The following is a 19,190-nucleotide window of genomic DNA, read 5'->3' as shown; positions in this document are numbered from 1 at the left end:
CAACTGTCTCATGTTATTATTAACTATGACCTTAATAAAGAGTGAAATAATGACGTACATATAAATAGATCTAGATGGCAAGTAGAGGAGGTACATCAGGGAAATGACATTCTATGTAATTTTAGTCGTAATTAGTATTGTTATCGCATTGATGATTGTAGCCTTAACAATTCGACAACGTTTATACAAGAGACTCGATGAACTAGAGGCATGGAAAATGCAGTTAATGAGTAAGCCCGTAACGGATGAACTTTCAAAACTTAAGGCATTAAATATGACTGGACAAACAGAAGAGCTTTTTGAAAAATGGAGAACTGATTGGGATGAAATAGTTACAGCTTTTATACCGAAAGTAACTGATTCACTCCAAGAAATTGATGAAGCAATTAACAAGTATCATTTCATGAAAGCAAAAGCTGGAATTACGGAACTTGAAGCGCGCTTGAATGAAGCTGAGACAAGTGTAGAATTAATTCTAAATGAAGTAAGTGACTTAGTTGGTAGTGAAGAACAAAATAATTCAGATATTGAAAAGTTAAATCAAGAATATCTTGAGCAAAGAAAACTTTTACTAACACATCGTCATTTATATTCTATCTCTGAAACTCAGTTAGAAGAAAAAATGGACGAAATAAAGCAACAAGTTCAATTATTTAATGAAACGACTGAAAACGGTAATTATTTAGAAGCACGAGAATTAGTTAAGCATATAAGCGATGAAGTGAATACTTTAAAAGTAAATATGCAAATCATACCAGATTTATATATTGAATCCACAACGACAATGCCGTCTCAAATACATAATCTTTCAGATGGTTTAAAGCAAATGAAAGCAGATGGATATGCGCTTGACTTTGAATTCTTAGAAAATGAAACAATTGAATGTTCAAAAATCTGTATCGACTGTGTTGAGCTAATTAAAAAGCTTGAAATCACTGAAGCAAACGACAAGCTTGATTTTGTAAAAGCAAAAGTTGATGCAATCTATGATTTATTAGAAAAAGAAGTTGAGAGTAAATACGTAGTTGAAAAAGAGATTTGGTCTTCGCAGGAAGAAGTTCTAGAAATTAGAGAAAATAATTTGAAAACTAAAGAAGAGACTCAATTAGTTCAACAAATTTATGAGTTAAGTGATGAAGATACTAAAGCTCAAAAATTAGTTGAAAAGCAGGTAAATATCATTACAAAGCGATTCGAGCTATTACAAATTCGGGTAGCTGAACAAGATCTTGCATTTTCAGTTATAAGAGATGAGTTAGATTTATTGAAAAAACAGATGGAAGAAGTGAAGGAATCTCATTTAGCGTATGTTGAAATGTTGAAAGCACTTCGAAAAGATGAACTACAAGCACGTGATCAGCTGATTGATATGAAGCGCTTAATGTTAGAGGTCAAACGTCTTGTTCAAATTTCTAATCTGCCTGGAATGCCAGTTTCTTCTATGAAACAAATTCAAGACGCTCATGACAGTATGCAAAGGGTTTATTTAGAATTAGAGAAAAAACCATTAAAAATGACAACTGTTTCGTCTTTATTAGAACAAGCTGCAACAGCTGTAAACGATTGTTATAAAGAAACGAAATATATGATTGAACAAGGATATTTCGTTGAAAAAGTAATACAATATGGAAATCGCTATAGAAGTAATAATGTACAAATGGCAATGTCAATGGACAAAGCAGAACAGTTATTTAGAGAATTTCAATATAATGAAGCTCTAGAAGAAGCTGCTGTCTCAATTGAAAATGTTGAGCCAGGTGCAATTGATAAGTTACAAGAAATACTAAATGAACAAAAGTACACACTACCCCTATAGATGCAAATCTTAGGGGTTTCGTCTGTTTTCAGATATAATGAAAAATGGACTCAAGCAATATGGAGGTTACGGAAGAATTATGATTTATTTTGATAATAGTGCTACTACTAAACCTTATAAAGAGGTGTTAGATACATATATTACAGTTTCGGACCAGTTTTTTGGAAATCCTTCTTCGATTCATAAACTTGGTGGACGGTCTGAGCAATTACTGTCAAAAGCTAGAAATCAAATTGCAGAGCTTTTATCGGTTCAACCATCAGAGATCATCTTTACATCAGGTGGAACAGAAGGTAATAATTTAGCTATAAAAGGTACTGCCATGATGCACCGTTCAAGAGGGAAACATCTCATTACAACTGAAATTGAACATCCGTCAATCTATGAAGCATATAAACAGTTAGAGGAACTTGGATTTGAAGTAACTTATTTAACTCCAAATGAGGATGGGTTTATTTCTGTCGAGGAACTAAAAGAAGCTTTAAGAGATGATACTATACTTGTTTCTGTCATTCATGTAAATAATGAAACAGGAGCAATTCAGCCCATAAATGAAATCGGACAATTATTAAAGGATTATCCAAAAGTATTTTTCCATGTTGATGCTGTACAAGGTATTGGAAAAGTTCCGTTAACGATTAAGCAGTCTGCAATCGATTTGTTAACGATTTCTGGTCATAAATTTCATAGTGTAAAAGGGACAGGAATTTTATATATTAGAGAGGGTGTAACATTATCTTCTTTAATGACAGGTGGTTCACAGGAAAGAGAGATTCGTTCAGGGACGGAAAATCTAGCTGGAATAGTTTCGATGGCAAAAGCTTTAAGAATTACGCTAGAAAAACAAAAAACGATGAAAAGTCACTTAATTCATATGAGAAGTGAGCTAATTCAACATTTAGAAGTAATTGACGGAGCCGTAATGAATTCACCAGAATCAAATTTTGCCCCTCATATAATAAATATTTCATTTGTAGGATTAAAGCCAGAAGTAATTGTCCATGCTCTATCTGAAGAAAATGTTTTTATTTCTACAAAATCAGCATGCTCTTCGAAAACTTTTGAAATTAGCCGTGTTTTACAGAGTATGGGTAAAAGCGAGAAAGTAGCGAGTAGTGCTGTCAGAATTAGTCTTTCTTATGAAAATACGATGGATGAAGTAGAGCAATTTAATAAAATAATTAAAGAAGTAATAAAAAATTTATATAAGGTAATGAGGTAACAGCATGAATGTAGAATATATTTTGATTCGTTATGGAGAAATGACTACAAAAGGGAAAAACCGAGGTAGATTTACAAGTATATTAAGAGAAAATGTTAGTAAACGTTTAAAATCTTTTGAAAAACTAAAAATTACTACGACACGTGATCGTATGTATATAAAATTAAATGGTGAAGACCATGAAAAAGTTGCTGCAAATTTAAAAGAAGTTTTTGGAATTCATACGTTTAGTTTTGCTAGGAAAGTTGATACTGAATTAGATGCCATTAAAGTAGGTGCTCTTGAAGCGGTTAATGAGCTAGGTGATAGTGTTAAAACATTTAAAGTGAACGTACAGCGTAGTTATAAACAATTTCCATTAAATACACCACAGCTTAATCGTGAGCTTGGTGGGTATATACTTCAAAATACAGAGCATTTAACTGTAGATGTACATAATCCAGATGTAGCTGTTCGCGTAGAAGTACGTGATGATGCTACGTATATTACTTGTGGAGAAGAATATGGTGCAGGTGGATATCCAGTTGGAGTTGGCGGAAAAGTTATGCTATTACTATCAGGAGGAATTGACAGTCCTGTAGCAGCTTATATGTTGCTAAAACGAGGCGTATCAATTGAAGCGATTCATTTTGAAAGTCCTCCATTTACGAGTGATCGTGCAAAACAAAAAGTAATCGATTTATCAAGTAAACTAACTAGATATTGTAGACGTGTAACTTTACATGTTATTCCATTTACTGAAATTCAAAAAGCGATTCATAAGGAAATGCCAGCAAGCTACACTATGACGATCATGAGACGAGTTATGCTACGAATTGCTGAGCAAGTTTCTGTGAATCGAAAAGCACTAGCTTTAGCTACTGGTGAAAGCTTAGGTCAAGTAGCAAGTCAGACATTGGAAAGTATGCATACAATCAATGAAGTAACGAATTATCCAGTTTTAAGACCGCTATTAGCGATGGATAAATTAGAGATTATGGAAATCGCTAAGAAAATTGATACGTATGATATTAGTATTAGACCATACGAGGATTGCTGTACAATCTTCACTCCATCTAATCCAACTACAAAACCAAAACGTGACAAAGTGGCTCGTTTTGAAAGTCGTTTTGACTTTACAGAATTAATTAATGAAGCCGTTAGCAATAGAGAATCAATCATTTTTGAAAACGAAATGATTCGAACTCAATCGTCAACGAAACAAGAAGAAATCGATATCGACGCGCTTTTATAAAAAATACTAAAAATTACCAATTAAATTATGAATGAAGTCATGTGTTTTATCACACTCTATACTCACAAGGAGGTGACAACACATGACAAATAGAAATAATTCAAGTAATTCATTAGTAGCACCTGGTGCACAAGCAGCATTAGACGCAATGAAGTATGAGATTGCTACAGAGTTTGGCGTACAACTTGGCCCTGATTCTACTTCTCGCGCGAATGGTTCTGTTGGTGGTGAAATCACAAAACGTTTAGTACAAATGGCTGAACAAAGCCTTGGTGGATATTCAAAATAATGAATTTAAATAATTATGGATTAAGGGGTAGGGTCAAACCTACCCCTTTTCTATTTTGTCTTTGTCTTTCTCGATGATTTAGTAGCGAGATCAATCTTTGCTATAATAGAGAGAATAAATTAAAGGAGAGACCTGTTCATGTCATACATTGAAAATGAATTTATTAGAATTACAACTAAATCCGGGGGAGCAGAGTTGACAGGTATCCATCATAAAAAGGATGGGCTAAATTATTTATGGAACGCTAATCCAGCTTATTGGGGGAGACATGCACCTGTTTTATTTCCGAATGTAGGTAAATTAATTGATAATCAATATAAAGTGGACAATCATATTTATGAGCTTTCTCAGCATGGATTTGCAAGAGATATGGATTTTAAATTAACCGATCTAAAAGAAGGTGAAATCAATTATGAGTTAAAAAGTAGTGAACAAACCCTTTTAAAGTATCCATTTCAATTTACGCTAAATATTAATTATAAAATAAAGGATAATACTGTTTTTATTAAGAATGTCGTGACGAATAATGATCAGAAATCGATGCCGTTTTCAATAGGTGCTCATCCAGCATTTAATATTCCTCTCAAGGAAGGTGAAACTTTTGAGGACTATTATTTACAATTTGAAGAAGAAGAAAAATTAGAAACAATTAAATTAGAAGGCCCTTATCGAAATGGCAAAAGAGAACTGATTGCTCAAAACATAAAAAGTTTACCTTTAACTCGAGTGCTGTTTAAGGATGATGCTTTAATATTTGAAAAACTGAATAAAAATGTAATGACAATTCGTTCAAAAAATCACAGTAGTATGATTAAAGTAAATTTCGAAGGTTTTCCATATGTGGGAATATGGACAACACAAACTGCGCCCTTTCTATGCATCGAACCATGGTATGGAATTGCAGATGAAATTGGTCCAGTAAAAGAAATGAAAAACAAACTAGGTATTCAAAATTTAAATCCTAATGAAACGTTTACTTGTACTTACAGTATTACAGTTGGTAGTTGAAAAGAAAGATTTAGATCATAAGAAGTGAAACCATCTATCTAGGTGGTTTATTTTTTTGCACATTAAGCGTATAAATTGGCAACGGTGAAGATAAATCGACGTAGTTGCCAATTTTAGGTATAAGTATAAGTGCAACTACCCCTCTGTCTTCGCTTTAAAGCTCGCCAATCGGCGAGTTTTCTTTATGTGTTTTTATTTAAATTTTCTGAAAAATAGTCGATAAATAGCAGGAATTGACGATATAATTAACGAAACCATTATTATTCTATTTTGCAAAATTCAAAATATAATTTTAGTAATGATCAAAAGGAGGACTAACTAAGATGAACGGAACAAGTTTAATAGCTCCAAAAGTATATAATCTAGTATGGGAAATTGAAAAATTTGCAACAACGGATAAAGTAGCGTTGAAATGGGTTGATTCAAACGGTGAATCCAATCAAATAACATATAAGGAACTTTATAATAAAGTTCATCAATATGCTTTTACATTTAAAAATAGTGGCATTGAAAAAGGGGACAAACTTTTTGTAATGATGCCTAGATGTGTGGAGACTTATGTAGTCTATTTAGCAATCTTAAAAATAGGATGCGTTGTCATCCCAGGTTCTGAAATGTTAACTGTTAAAGATATTCAATATCGTCTAGAACATAGTGAAGTTAAAGCGATTGTATCGCATGATGAATATATAGGTACATTTAGTGAGATTGCTAAAAGTGGAAAATATAAATTATTTACAATCCATAATCAACAAACTGTGTGGACTTCATTAAATGATCAAGCGATTAGCGGAGCCCACGTATTAACTGTAGAAACAAAAAGTGATGACTTAGCATTTATTTCGTATACATCTGGAACGACTGGCAATCCAAAAGGAGTTGTACATACTCACAGTTGGGGATATGCGCATATTCGAACTGTTGCTTCAAATTGGTTAGATGTTACGGAGGAGGACACTGTATGGGCGACTGCAGGTCCAGGCTGGCAAAAGTGGATTTGGAGCCCGTTTTTAGCAACGTTAGGAAGTGGGGCAACAGGGTTCTTTTATGAAGGGAAATTTGATGCAAACACTTTCTTAACATTACTTAAAGAACAAAATATTTCAGTTTTTTGCAGTACGCCAACCGAATATCGATTTATGGCAAAGGTTGATAACTTAGATCAATACCAATTACCAGCATTAAGAAGTGCTGTTTCAGCGGGCGAACCATTAAATCAAGAGGTAATCCGTACATTTAAGAAACATTTTAATGTTGATGTAAGAGATGGGTATGGACAAACTGAAAATACTTTATTAATTGGAACGATGAAGGACATTAAAGCAAAGGTAGGTTCAATGGGAATTCCTACACCTGGTAACTTAGTTGAAATCGTAGATGATGAAGGAAATCCGGTCGGATCTAACGAAGTAGGCCATATTGCAGTGCATTTAAGCTCTCCTGCTCTTTTTAAACACTATTATAATGATATGGAGCGAACAAATGCACAAAAAAAAGGTGAGTATTACTTAACTGGTGATCGAGCTAAAAAAGATGAAGATGGTTACTATTGGTTCGATGGACGTAGTGACGATATTATCATTAGCTCAGGTTATACGATTGGTCCTTTTGAAATAGAAGATGCTCTTGTACAACACAAGCTTGTAAAGGAATGTGCAGTCGTTGCAAGTCCTGATCCTTTACGTGGAAATATTGTAAAGGCATTTGTTGTATTGACAGAGAATACCCAAAATCAAGAAGATTTAATTTCAGAATTGCAGGAGCACGTTAAAAAAATTACTGCACCATATAAATATCCACGTAAAATTGAATTTGTTCAAGAGCTACCGAAAACAACTTCTGGTAAAATCCGAAGAGTAGAGCTGCGTGCAATGGAACAATTACGTGAATCGAATTGAGTAAATACTTATGTTAAAATGAGGGGGGAATTCCCTCCTTTTTTCATATTAAGAAAGTACAAATGTGAGGGGTAGTTTAAGTTTATACGCCTAAGGGCTCGCTAACCGGCGAGTTTTCTTTATTTTTGTTTGGAAAAAATAACGAATTTGCAAAGGGATGGTGGTTTTTAGATGAAAAAGCTTTGGTATAATGGTTTATTTTATACGATGGAAAGTGAAGGGGAAAAGGTAGAGTCAATTATTACAGAAGATGACCGAATAGTAAAAACTGGCACATATAATTCGCTATTATCTTTTTTAGATGGTGAACAATTTGAAAAGATTAATTGTAATGGGAAAACTGGTTTTCCTGGATTTATAGATAGTCATTTACATTTAATTGGACATGGTGAAGCGAAAAATCGCGTCGACTTGACGAAGTGTAGTACATATAGTGAAATGCTAGAGCGTATGAAAAAAGCAGTTAGTGAATCAGGTTCTAATGAATGGATCATAGGTGAGGGATGGAACGAAAACGAATGGAATTCAATACCAGCTTTTAGCATTGACGATTTAAATCGATTATCGAATACAAATCCGATGGTGTTAAAAAGGACTTGTCGACATGTCTATTTTGTCAATTCCCTTGCACTTAATAAAGCAAGTATAAATGACGATATGCAGATTGAAGGTGGACAAATTGGATTCTCCGAGGATGGACAGTTAAACGGTTTATTGTATGATGAAGCTGTCAATTTAGTCCTTAAAGCAATGCCGGCACCTGATGATCTATATTTGTCAAAAGCAATTATTTCCGCAATAAAAGATTGTTATCAACATGGTATTGTTGGTGCCGTTACGGAGGATTTATCTTACTATGGTAATGCCAATTTAGTCATTGATTTATATGAACAACTTTTAAATGAAGTTCCATTCCATACACATGTCTTAATTCATCACACGACTTTAGATGAGGTTAAAGATAGATTACATAGCGGAAATAAAAATGTATCATTCGGAGGCGTAAAAGCATTTATTGATGGTTCATTTGGTGGTAGAACAGCCCTGCTTGAAAAACCTTATGAAGACGACAATAGGATCACTGGATTACAGGTGACTTCCCCAGAAAAATTAGAAGTAATTACGAAAAAAGCACGTGAAAATAATTTGCCAATTGCATTTCATATGATTGGTGACTTAGCTGTAAAGCAAGGTATTGATGCAGTTAAAAAGTATCCTAATCAAGGTGAGTTACCAGATCGATTTATTCATTGTGCGCTTTTATCTCCTAAGCTAATTGAGGAAATGAAAAAATTAAATATCGTTGTTGATGTACAAACGTCATTTTTATATGCTGATTACCCATGGTTAGTAGATCGAATCGGTAATAGTAGAAACCACTATGCATTCTTGATGAAGTCTTTACTAAATGAATCAATTGCTTTAGCGAATGGATCAGATACACCGATTGATACAGTTAATCCATGGCAAGGAATTTATACAGCAGTTACTCGAAAAGCAAAAAATGGAGAAGTCTATAATATTCAAGAAGCAATTAGCTTATTCGAAGCAATTAAACTTTACACAGTTGATAGTGCGGCATCATTCGGTCAAGATGACAAAAGAGGATTAATAAAAGAAGGGTATTTCGCTGATTTGATTCTGTTTGATGAAGATCCCTTTGTGTTAGATCCAAACAGTCTACTATCTGTAAAATGTAGTGAAACTATTTGCCGAGGAAATACTGTTTATAGAAAGTCAGAGGAGCGATATTAAACGCTGGATAATCAATCATTATTGTAAGAAATAGTTTATTAACAAATATCGTAACTAGATCAACATAAGCAAATAAATTATCAATAAAAATCTTTTTTATCAACAATTTTCACAAATCGTTCGAATACAACTCAATAGTTCAACACTCTAAAAGAATGGTATTTAAATTTACCGTTCTTTTTTGTTTATCCGGTTACTGGTTTGCCTATACTGTTACAAAAAAGGGTGGTTTTTTGCTTTATATATACTCTATTCTAATTTTTATTGCATGCATAGTGTTTCTATTAATACTCTTTGTACTTTTTATTAATATGAAAGTAGTTATTAACAGTGTCTATACAAAAGAAGAACGGTTTATGAATGTTAAACTTTCTATTTTGAAAAACTTAGTACATTTTAACTTTACAGTTCCTTTAAAAAGACCAAAAGAAGTTAAGGAAGATGTGTCGGATTTAGAGAAGAAAAGGGACATCTCTGTCTTTCAACAAATTGATTTTTTCATAAATTTATATTCGAATGGACATACTATCATTACGAAATTTCTAAGGTCTGTACAAATTTACAATTTAACTTACCATATTCATTTTGGTGTTGGAAACTCTGCTTTAACAGGGATATCGATCGGAACGGCTTATAGTGCAATTGGAATTTTTGAAAACTTATTAAGCAAATTTACGGTTTTACATCATCCTCCAACGATCGATATTACACCGAACTATTATACAAATATAATGGAAACGACTGGTAAAATCAGGTTTTCATTTTCGGTACGAAAGGCAGTATTTGCGGGATTATTATTTTTAAAAGCTTATTTGAAAACTAGAAAAGAATTTAAAGCAACACATCCAATCGAAACTAATTAGAGGTGATTAACAATGAGTCAACATCCAATTGGAGACTTAATGCACGCAGCAATGGAAAACTTATCAGCAATGATTAATGTTAATACGATTATTGGTGATCCTATTTCAACACCTGATGGAAGTTTAATTTTAACTGTATCAAAAGTGGGAGTTGGCTTCGCAGCTGGTGGAAGTGAATTTCGAAATTATCATCTTGTAGACGGTGTAAAGCAAGCTGAAGTAAGAAGTCCACATCCATTTGGAGGAGGTACTGGTGGTGGAGCATCAATCACTCCAATTGCATTTTTAATTGTAAGCAAAGATGGAGTTAAATTACTTCACTTAGATCAAAATACGCATTTAATTGAAAAGCTAATGGACTTAGCGCCACAAGCTTTAGAAAAAGTAAAAAAATACATGAAGAAAAAAGATGATTCAGATAAACCTGAAGAAGATTTTGATACAGATTTAGATTAAATATAAAATTTAAGTAAAGTTAATTGCAATCAAGGTGTCCTTCCAGTAAGATAAATGTTGTGAACATTTTGTAATTTTGGGAGGAAATATCATGGCATCTGTAACATTTAAAAACAATCCAGTAACTCTTGTTGGACAAGAAGTAAAAGTAGGAGAAAAAGCTCCAAGCTTTACTGTTTTAGCAAATGATTTAAGCCCAGTAACTTTAGAAGCTTCAGCTGGTAAAGTTCGCTTAATTAGCGCAGTACCATCTGTAGACACTGGTATTTGTGATGCACAAACTCGTCGTTTTAACGAAGAATTATCAAACGTAGAAAACGTAGAAGTTTTAACAATTTCTATGGACTTACCATTCGCACAAAAAAGATGGTGTGCTGCTAGTGGTTTAGAAAATGTACATACTTTATCTGATCACCGTGATGCATCTTTTGGTGAAGCATTTGGTGTATTAATGCAAGAATTACGTTTATTAGCTCGTGCAGTATTCGTAGTAGACTCAAATGATGTTGTTACTTACGTTGAGTACGTAGCAGAAGGTACAACTCATCCAAACTATGAAGCAGCAATCGAAGCTGTAAAAGCTGCAAAATAATTTAAAATAACTCAATTAAGAGTTAAAAGGCTGTCGAGTAGATCTCGGCAGTTTTTTTATATTTCGTGATAAAAAAACACCCACATATAAATGTGAGTGAATCTTATTAAAACTAATTATTACGGTAGTCAACGCTATGATAAATTTAATTTCCTAATGACTTTGATTTCTCTGTGCAACGCTCCATTGCCGAAATAATTGATGAACGGAAGCCTTGCTTTTCTAATTCAGCAATTGCTTCGATTGTTGCACCACCTGGTGTACATACTTGGTCTTTTAATTCGCCAGGATGTAATTCAGTTTCAAGTACCATTTTCGCAGCTCCTAAAACTGCTTGAGCAGCTAACTTATATGCTTGGTTTCTTTGAATTCCTTGTAAAACAGCCCCATCCGCTAATGCTTCTATCATTAAGTAAACATATGCAGGTGACGAGCCGCTTATAGCAGGAATTGCATCCATTAATTTCTCATTAACTATTTCGCATTTTCCAAAGCTATTAAAAATCTCCATAACTTCATTTAGTTCATTTTCAGTAACAATATGATTATGACAAAGAGCGCTCATACCTTCCCTAACTAAAGATGGTGTATTTGGCATTGTTCTTACAATTTTAACTTCTTTACCAAATGACTTTTCTACACCTTCTAAAGTAATGCCAGCAGCAATTGTAATGATGACAGTGTTATGTGAAACTACTTCTTTAATTTCTTCAATGATTGTTGGATATAAATCAGGTTTCACAGCTAAAAACAAATAATCAACTTGTTGAGCTAACTCGATATTACTTTTTAAAGTTAAAACCCCGTATAAATTTTTAACTTTTTCAAGCGTCTCATTTGACCTTGCACTTACATAAATCTGATTTTTTCCAATTACATTTGAATCAATCAGCCCACCAATCATGGCTTGGGCCATTTTTCCGCATCCAATAAAACCAATCTTCTTATTCATACATTTTCACATCCAATAAGTTTAATAAATTGAATTATACAGGAGGGGTTTAATATTACCAAATAATACATTATTAAAATATTTCGATGAATTGGATACACACTTAGAATTATTTTTTGTAAAATAAAGATTGAGAAATATGACTCTATAATTAGGGGGTATTATGAAACCAATTTTAAAAGAATCAATTCATAAAACTACAATTGAGATCATTCAACAACTTATTGATACATATGGTGGGACATCATTAACACATCTGGGATTACTTGGTGATAAAAAGGTATTCCTATCAGAAGATCAAAAGTCTGCATTTATTTATCGTAAACAAAGTAACAAATTAGTTGTTTTATGCGATCCAATTGGAGAGGTTTCTTTTGAAAAGTTAATGGAGTTTGAAAATTATTGTAAAAGTATTAAATGTATTCCAAGCTTTTATCAAATAGATGAAAAATCAAAAATGTTATACGAAAAAGCCGGTTATCGGTTGTTAAAATTAGGTGAAGAAGCAATTGTTGAACTTGAACAGTTTGAAATTACAGGCAAAAAAGGAGCAAAACTAAGAACGAAAAGGAATAAATTTATTCGACAAGGCTATCAATTTGAAGTAAATATGCCTGGTCATTCGATTGAACTACTTCAAGAATTAAAAGAAGTTTCGGATGAATGGTTAAATGGTAGGGAAGAATTGTCTTTTTCAGTAGGATCATTCCATTTTGATTATGTTTCAAATTTTCCTGTAGGAATTTTAAGAAATATAAATGGTCATGTCATTGCTTTTACTACATTGCCAATACAAGGTGATAATATAACGATTGATTTAATGAGATATTTAAAAGAATTACCATATGGAACGATGGATATGCTTTTTGTTTCTATTATGTTTTGGGCTAAAGAAAACGGTTTTAAAAGCTGCAGTCTTGGAATGGCTCCACTTGCGAATGTCGGATTAGATTCAAGTGCATCCTATATTGAAAAATTTGCAAAGATCATTTTTAAGTATGGTAACTCAATTTATAACTTTAAAGGATTATTGACGTTTAAAAGTAAATTTGCGAACAAATGGGAGTCAAAGTACTTAGCTTATAAGCCGTATACTTTAATGTCGGTCATTACATCTTTGTACCTTCTTGTCCACGGACAAAAAAACTTAAATTATATAACTAGATTAAAAAAACCAATCCTCAAAAAGGCGAACATAAGTTAAAAAACCTCTAAAATAGAGGTTTTTTGTTTATCTAATTTAAAATAAATTCTTTTGATGTGTAAAACGAGTAGTTTTATCCCATCCGATTGATTTTTTATTTATTTTTGCTTTAATATACAATACAAGACTTCTTACAAATAAATACGTAAATAGCTGCGCATAGGTAAAGTACATGATGAATGAACAGAAAATATTAATTGGACTTAACGTTTTTTCTGCAATTTGTGCACTGAACAATTGGGCCGTATAAACTAGATATGAAAGATACCAAATAAAGAGTAGTGGAATTGTATAGTGTATTGAAAATAACCCAAGTACACCAAGTATAAACCAACTATAGGATATGACTAAAAATATCCAAAATACTACATAGACTAATAATTGGTGTAATGAGTGAATAAGTAATCGACCATTCCAATAGCCAGGTGTAGTAAAAACTCTCTCAAGAATATATAAATTTCCTTGTAACCATCTAGTTCTTTGTTTTATATACACTTTAATTGTCTCAGGCTCCTGCTCCCATGTAACCGAATTTGGAACGATTGGAAGAAAGTATCCTGCTTGTGTGATCCTTAAAGTTAATTCAGCATCTTCCGCGATCGCATATGGGTCATATCCACCGAGTTCATTTATGACGGCTCTTTTAACTAACATATTTGTTCCGGTAAGAGAACCAGTTTTAAACAATTGCCACCTACCAGATTGCATCAATAATTGAAAAACTTGAAATTCAATCGAGATCATTCTGGTTAACCAATTTGTTGATTCATTTATTGTTTTAACGTAACCGACCGCTCCTGCTGAATTTTTTGTAACAAGAGCTGCTTCAACTAATTTTTTTAATGCAGTTGGTTCAGGTTGATTGTCTGCATCATAAACACAAAAGTATTCTCCTTTTGAGATGCTTAATCCATAATTTAGAACTCGTGATTTGCCTTTTGGTTCTCCGGAAGGAACTTTAATATGTTGAATATGACTATATGCATCAGCAAATTCCTTTGCAATTTCACCTGTTTCGTCTTGCGAATTATCATCTAGTAAATAAATTGTCAGCAATCCAGGATATTTAATTTTTGCCATTGCTGCCAAAGTATTTTTGATAACAACCCCTTCATTATGAGCGGGGATTAATATATCTACACTTGGATAATTAGTAATTGGTTCTTTAACCTGATATTCTTTATGCGATTTTGAACGGAAATAAAGACCAGCTACAGTTAAAAGGGAATAATATAATAATAGTGTGATAAATAAAAAAGTTGAAAAAAGTAAAATCACTTTAATGCCATAAAAGAAAGAAACAGCAATTATACCTATACATAGTAAAATGAAACTAAATATAACAAAAAAAACACGCACTTCATTTCACCTCAATTAAATTAAAGTTGTATTAATAATTAGTTGATTATTTATATTTGAGTCAATCTTTTTATTGAAATTTGCAAATAGTCTATTTAATACAATGTCGATACCATCTTTATTTGTATTTTGAACAAGTATTTTAACCTCTCCAGTTTCAAACTGACCTACTAAATCAAATTGATTTCTGACAGAAATTAAAGCGGCATCCGACAAATCATAAAATATACTTTTTCTTATATTTTTTTTCAATTTAGCTAAATTAATCGTTATTAAATAACCATTTTCATTTCTACGTTTCATTGCATTCATAACAATTTCGGCACGATTTTCAAATTCTCTTTGTGACAACACTTTCGTATTTAAGATATATCCTTCAAGTTCCTTTAGCTTTTTTGATAAGGCAATATTTTCTTTAGCGATCTTTTTAAAATGATAGCTAGAAATAAATAAAATAAATAAAGAAGCGATCGAGATAAAGTGAGCTATAATATGATCTCTTTGATCAATAGGTGTCCACGATTGTGATAATGCCAAATACATATAATAAAAAGAGGATAAAAGTGTTATTGCTACATAATAAGTAAATGAAAGTAGTGTAGAAGTGAAAGTAAATACAACAGCGCTAATAATAAAAGCTATTGTAAAAAAAATGGCATGTTGAATACTTGGTGAAAAATTTAAATAAAGTAAGCAACAAATAACCTGTAAAATCCAAAAAAGAGCTAATTTATAGTAATTCGACATATAATAACCCCGTTTTCCTATAGAAATGCCTTACTGACCTAATATTGATTTGCTTCAACTCCTTCTTTCAACTCATGATAATTCTTGTTTATTATATTAGAAAAATTAAAAATTACATTGAAAGTCATTAAATATTCACAATGTTAAATATATCCAACGTTAATTTTGTATTAAGATTAATCTATAGAATATTTTTTCATCCCTTCTAATTGAGAGATACATCATAATAGGTCTGCCATTTCTATAAAGTGGACACGCTTTAAATGCATACGTATAATGAGAAACAATGACTGTTCAATTATGAAGGTGAGGAATACAAAATGGTAAAAGAGAATTCAGTAGAGTTTTTATTTAATTACATAGATGAATCGACAGAATGTTTAAAAGATAATTTAGACATATCCTATTTAGAGGCATTAATTGAAACTGGGGAAAATTTCTTTGAGTGTGAAGTGTTACAAGAAGAGATTAATGATTCACAAAAAGAAAAGCTTATGAAAACAATTAATGAATTTTCGTCAGCATCAAAGGATAATGAAAGCATTCGAAGAGCCTTTCAATTAGCAATTTTAAAAGGAATGAAACAAGGGGTGCAAACAAACCATGAAATGACTCCTGATGGCATTGCTTTTATTATGTCTTACTTAGTTGGAAAGCTGACTGAAGGAAAACAAAATTTAACGATATTAGATCCGGCAATTGGTACGGGAAATCTTTTATTAACAATTTTAAATTCTTTAAAGGATAAATTTACTGCTTCTGTTGGGATTGATGTGGATGACGTTTTAGTTAAGATTGCGTTTGTTATTGGCAATTTGTTAGGACACGAAGTTGAATTATTTAATCAAGATAGTTTGGCACCGTTATTTGTTGATCCAGTTGATCTTGTTGTTTGTGACTTGCCTGTTGGTTTTTATCCAAACGCTGATCGTTCAAAAGATTTTGCTCTAAAATCAAAAGAAGGTATGTCATATGCTCATCATTTATTTATTGAGCAAAGTATGAATTACTTAAAATCTGGTGGATTTTTCATTTCATTAGTTCCAAATCATCTATTTACGTCTGAACAATCAGCACAGTTACAGAGCTATATTAATGAAACAGGCGTTATTCAAGGATTGATACAGTTGCCAGTATCTGCCTTTAAAGATGAAAGACATCAAAAAAGTATATTAATAATCCGAAAAAATGCAGAAAATATGAAGAAGCCAAAACAGGCTTTATTAGTTGATTTCCCTAAGTTAACTAATATGAAGGCAATTGAAAATATCATGATTCAAATGAATGAATGGTTTAAAGAAAATTTACAATAATTGAACTTTTAAACACGTAAACTAATTTGTGTTATAATAATTTCGATAATAAAAATATAACAGTTTCATGTTTAAAGGAGATGTAGAAGAATGGCAAATATTCTTGCGATTAATGCAGGCTCATCGTCATTAAAGTTTCAGTTAATTGAAATGCCTAGTGAAAAAGTACTTACAATTGGTTTAGTAGAGCGTATCGGTTTAAAGGATAGCGTATTTGTAATTACAGTAAATGGTGAAAAAATTAAAGAAGTTACTGATATCGCAGATCATTCTGTAGCAGTAAAAATGCTACTTGAGAAGCTAACAGGTTTAGGTGTAATTTCTTCATATGATGAAATTAATGGTGTTGGACATCGTGTAGTTCATGGTGGAGAATTATTTACTGATTCTGTTTTAATTACTGAAGAAGTTGAGAAGCAAATTGACGAACTTTCTGATTTAGCTCCACTTCATAATCCAGCTAACTTAGTTGGTATTCGTGCGTTTAAAGAACTATTACCGAATGTTCCTGCAGTAGCAGTGTTTGATACTGCATTCCATCAAACAATGCCTGAAGAGTCTTATCTTTATAGCTTACCTTACGAGTACTATAAACAATTTGGTATTCGTAAATATGGATTCCACGGTACATCTCATAAGTATGTAACTGAGAGAGCGGCTGAAATGATTGGTAAACCTATTGAAGAGTTAAGATTCATTTCATGTCACCTAGGAAATGGTGCAAGTATTGCTGCAGTTGAGGGTGGAAAATCAATTGATACTTCAATGGGGTTCACGCCACTTGCAGGTGTTACAATGGGTACTCGTTCTGGTAACTTAGACCCTGCTTTAATTCCATTTATTATGGAAAAAACAGGCAAAACAGCTGAGGAAGTACTTGAAGTATTAAACAAACAAAGCGGTATGCTTGGAATCTCAGGATTCTCAAGTGATTTACGTGACATTGAAAGTGCTGCTGAAGAAGGCAACAAACGTGCTAAAATCGCACAAAGTGTATTCGTAAACCGTATCCACAAATATTTAGGTTCATACGCTGCTCGTATGAAAGGTGTAGATGCGATTATTTTCACAGCAGGTATTGGTGAAAATGGTCCGGAAATTCGTCAAGCCGTTTTAGAAGGTCTTGAATTTATGGGAGTTTATTTTGACCCAAGTAAAAATAACTTTAGAGGAAAAGAAGCTTTCATTAGCTTTGATCACTCACCAGTTAAAGTTATCGTTATTCCTACAAATGAAGAAGTTATGATCGCAAGAGACGTAATGCGTGTTGGAATGTAATAATTCCAATTGAATGAATGAACGTAGAGCATACAAAAATAGTTGACCTCATATTCTTTAAATGAGATCACATTTTTGCTCTACGTTTTTTTTATATTCGAGGTGATAATATGGATCAGTTGACAGAATTTAAATTATGGATTGAACTGAACGATTTAATTGAAAAGAAACAACAACATCAAAATTTAAATAAATTTGAGCAGATCTATCAAAAAGCTTCTAATCTTCTCCTTCAGAAAATTCCTCAAGACTATTCGAATGCCTTTAATGATTTTTTTTCAACAGCTTTTTTCCACACACAGTCGTTATTACAAACATCAAAACATTTTCAAGAAAAGAAACTAGATATCCTAAATCGAGCTCAAATTTTGAAAAGTGATATTAAGACAATTAGTGATTTAAGAAAATTACCATTAAGACAACTAAATTTTTTAGCTGAGCAAGAAATATCGAAAGCATTAATCATTTCATGTGTTCAAGGTGGGATCAGCGGAACTAGTTCAAAACTAGCCTTATTTGGCGACTTGCCGGCAATACTATTAATTAATCTGAAATCGGTACAAGAAATAGCGCTTTGTTATGGATATGATGTTAGTATTCCAAAGGAGATGGAGTGTAGCTTAAAAGTACTTCAAGGTGCAATTCTCCCGTCACCTCAGAGATATGTTATATGGAATCATTTAATGACAGATATTCAAAAGCATGAAGATGATGATGTATTTGCGACTTGGGAAAATGAATTTAAAGGAGAAGGTTTCTACTATACGCTCCTTTTACAAATGAGTAAGTTATTCGTCATACATTCATTGAGGAAAAAGCTATTTGGTGGTATTCCACTATTAGGGGTCACGGTAGGATCTAAATGGAATGAATCGTTTACCAAAAATGTATTAGAGTATACGAAACAATTTTATCAATATCGAATATTATCAAAAAGAATTGCTTTAGAAGAATAAAAAAAGTCATAGTCCATCGTTAAAATGTTATTAAACTAACTATTTGATGGTAAAGTTCTTTTGAAGATATTATTTATTTGTTTTTTAGATAATTTGTTTGTGTAATACATCAAATTTTAGTAATGGCTCTTGTTAGAATATAAATTATTGAGATGCTAATTCTTTTAAGAAGCAATTCATTTATTTGTTTATAAATAAACGATTACCGATTATAACAAAGAATCCTAGTATTTAATTTCTATTTTTTT

Annotated in this window: 17 protein-coding genes; 14 read left to right on the top strand and 3 right to left on the bottom strand. The window is 32.3% G+C overall.

Annotated elements, in window-relative coordinates:
* Window positions 1-103: 103 nt before the first annotated feature.
* From ezrA to tpx, 10 genes are all read left to right on the top strand, one after another.
* Entirely contained in the window at window positions 104-1,816 is a 1,713-nt protein-coding gene (ezrA, locus tag ACFCYN_RS09560) for a septation ring formation regulator EzrA (RefSeq protein WP_375948950.1), read from the top strand.
* Between the two features lie 79 nt (window positions 1,817-1,895).
* Window positions 1,896-3,038: a cysteine desulfurase family protein gene (locus tag ACFCYN_RS09555; protein WP_172447238.1), complete on the top strand. Its 1,143-nt coding sequence runs from the start codon at window positions 1,896-1,898 to the stop codon at window positions 3,036-3,038.
* A 4-nt stretch (window positions 3,039-3,042) separates the two neighbouring features.
* Window positions 3,043-4,272: a tRNA uracil 4-sulfurtransferase ThiI gene (thiI, locus tag ACFCYN_RS09550; RefSeq protein ID WP_172447239.1), complete on the top strand. Its 1,230-nt coding sequence runs from the start codon at window positions 3,043-3,045 to the stop codon at window positions 4,270-4,272.
* Between the two features lie 82 nt (window positions 4,273-4,354).
* Window positions 4,355-4,561 (top strand): alpha/beta-type small acid-soluble spore protein, encoded by a 207-nt coding sequence (locus tag ACFCYN_RS09545; RefSeq protein ID WP_098119257.1) that lies wholly within the window; start codon window positions 4,355-4,357, stop codon window positions 4,559-4,561.
* Between the two features lie 138 nt (window positions 4,562-4,699).
* Window positions 4,700-5,569 carry an aldose 1-epimerase family protein gene (locus tag ACFCYN_RS09540; RefSeq protein ID WP_375948947.1) on the top strand — a complete coding sequence of 290 codons (870 nt, stop codon included), beginning with the start codon at window positions 4,700-4,702 and terminating at the stop codon, window positions 5,567-5,569.
* 323 nt (window positions 5,570-5,892) lie between these two features.
* Window positions 5,893-7,467: an acyl-CoA synthetase MbcS gene (gene mbcS / locus ACFCYN_RS09535; RefSeq protein WP_172447241.1), complete on the top strand. Its 1,575-nt coding sequence runs from the start codon at window positions 5,893-5,895 to the stop codon at window positions 7,465-7,467.
* Window positions 7,468-7,638: 171 nt separating this feature from the next.
* Window positions 7,639-9,222, top strand: coding sequence for an amidohydrolase (locus ACFCYN_RS09530; protein ID WP_375948945.1), 1,584 nt, complete (start codon window positions 7,639-7,641; stop codon window positions 9,220-9,222).
* 356 nt (window positions 9,223-9,578) lie between these two features.
* A complete protein-coding gene (locus ACFCYN_RS09525; RefSeq protein ID WP_172447243.1) occupies window positions 9,579-10,085 on the top strand; it encodes a DUF2953 domain-containing protein in 507 nt (168 codons plus the stop codon).
* 12 nt (window positions 10,086-10,097) lie between these two features.
* Window positions 10,098-10,541 (top strand): GerW family sporulation protein, encoded by a 444-nt coding sequence (gene ytfJ / locus ACFCYN_RS09520; protein WP_172447244.1) that lies wholly within the window; start codon window positions 10,098-10,100, stop codon window positions 10,539-10,541.
* Between the two features lie 91 nt (window positions 10,542-10,632).
* Window positions 10,633-11,133 (top strand): thiol peroxidase, encoded by a 501-nt coding sequence (tpx, locus tag ACFCYN_RS09515; RefSeq protein ID WP_098119251.1) that lies wholly within the window; start codon window positions 10,633-10,635, stop codon window positions 11,131-11,133.
* A gap of 145 nt (window positions 11,134-11,278) precedes the next feature.
* On the opposite strand, the gene proC is transcribed toward tpx, so the two are convergent.
* Entirely contained in the window at window positions 11,279-12,085 is an 807-nt protein-coding gene (gene proC / locus ACFCYN_RS09510) for a pyrroline-5-carboxylate reductase (protein ID WP_098170707.1), read from the bottom strand.
* A 163-nt stretch (window positions 12,086-12,248) separates the two neighbouring features.
* Here proC and ACFCYN_RS09505 point away from each other — a divergent pair, with 163 nt between their 5' ends.
* A complete protein-coding gene (locus tag ACFCYN_RS09505; protein ID WP_375948941.1) occupies window positions 12,249-13,289 on the top strand; it encodes a phosphatidylglycerol lysyltransferase domain-containing protein in 1,041 nt (346 codons plus the stop codon).
* Window positions 13,290-13,325: 36 nt separating this feature from the next.
* Here the strand turns inward: ACFCYN_RS09505 and ACFCYN_RS09500 are convergent, their stop codons facing one another.
* Both ACFCYN_RS09500 and ACFCYN_RS09495 read right to left on the bottom strand, forming a co-directional pair.
* Entirely contained in the window at window positions 13,326-14,648 is a 1,323-nt protein-coding gene (locus ACFCYN_RS09500; protein WP_375948938.1) for a glycosyltransferase family 2 protein, read from the bottom strand.
* Window positions 14,649-14,663: 15 nt separating this feature from the next.
* Window positions 14,664-15,395, bottom strand: coding sequence for a hypothetical protein (locus tag ACFCYN_RS09495; RefSeq protein ID WP_375948936.1), 732 nt, complete (start codon window positions 15,393-15,395; stop codon window positions 14,664-14,666).
* A 320-nt stretch (window positions 15,396-15,715) separates the two neighbouring features.
* Between ACFCYN_RS09495 and ACFCYN_RS09490 the strand changes: the two genes are divergently transcribed.
* The 3 genes from ACFCYN_RS09490 to ACFCYN_RS09480 all read left to right on the top strand — a co-directional run bounded on the left by ACFCYN_RS09490 (window position 15,716) and on the right by ACFCYN_RS09480 (window position 18,942).
* The gene (locus ACFCYN_RS09490) at window positions 15,716-16,708 is read left to right on the top strand and encodes a class I SAM-dependent methyltransferase (RefSeq protein WP_375948934.1); all 993 of its coding nucleotides are present in this window, start codon (window positions 15,716-15,718) and stop codon (window positions 16,706-16,708) included.
* 90 nt (window positions 16,709-16,798) lie between these two features.
* Complete coding sequence (locus tag ACFCYN_RS09485) at window positions 16,799-17,986, top strand: acetate kinase (RefSeq protein ID WP_172447249.1); 1,188 nt, start codon at window positions 16,799-16,801, stop codon at window positions 17,984-17,986.
* A 110-nt stretch (window positions 17,987-18,096) separates the two neighbouring features.
* A complete protein-coding gene (locus ACFCYN_RS09480) occupies window positions 18,097-18,942 on the top strand; it encodes an EcsC family protein (RefSeq protein ID WP_172447250.1) in 846 nt (281 codons plus the stop codon).
* Window positions 18,943-19,190 lie beyond the last annotated feature (248 nt).

It is taken from the genome of Gottfriedia sp. NPDC056225 (assembly GCF_042267765.1).
In the GTDB taxonomy this organism is placed as follows: domain Bacteria; phylum Bacillota; class Bacilli; order Bacillales; family Bacillaceae_G; genus Gottfriedia.
Note: the sequence above shows the minus strand (reverse complement) of the source record. Positions and strands in the feature narration are given on the sequence as shown.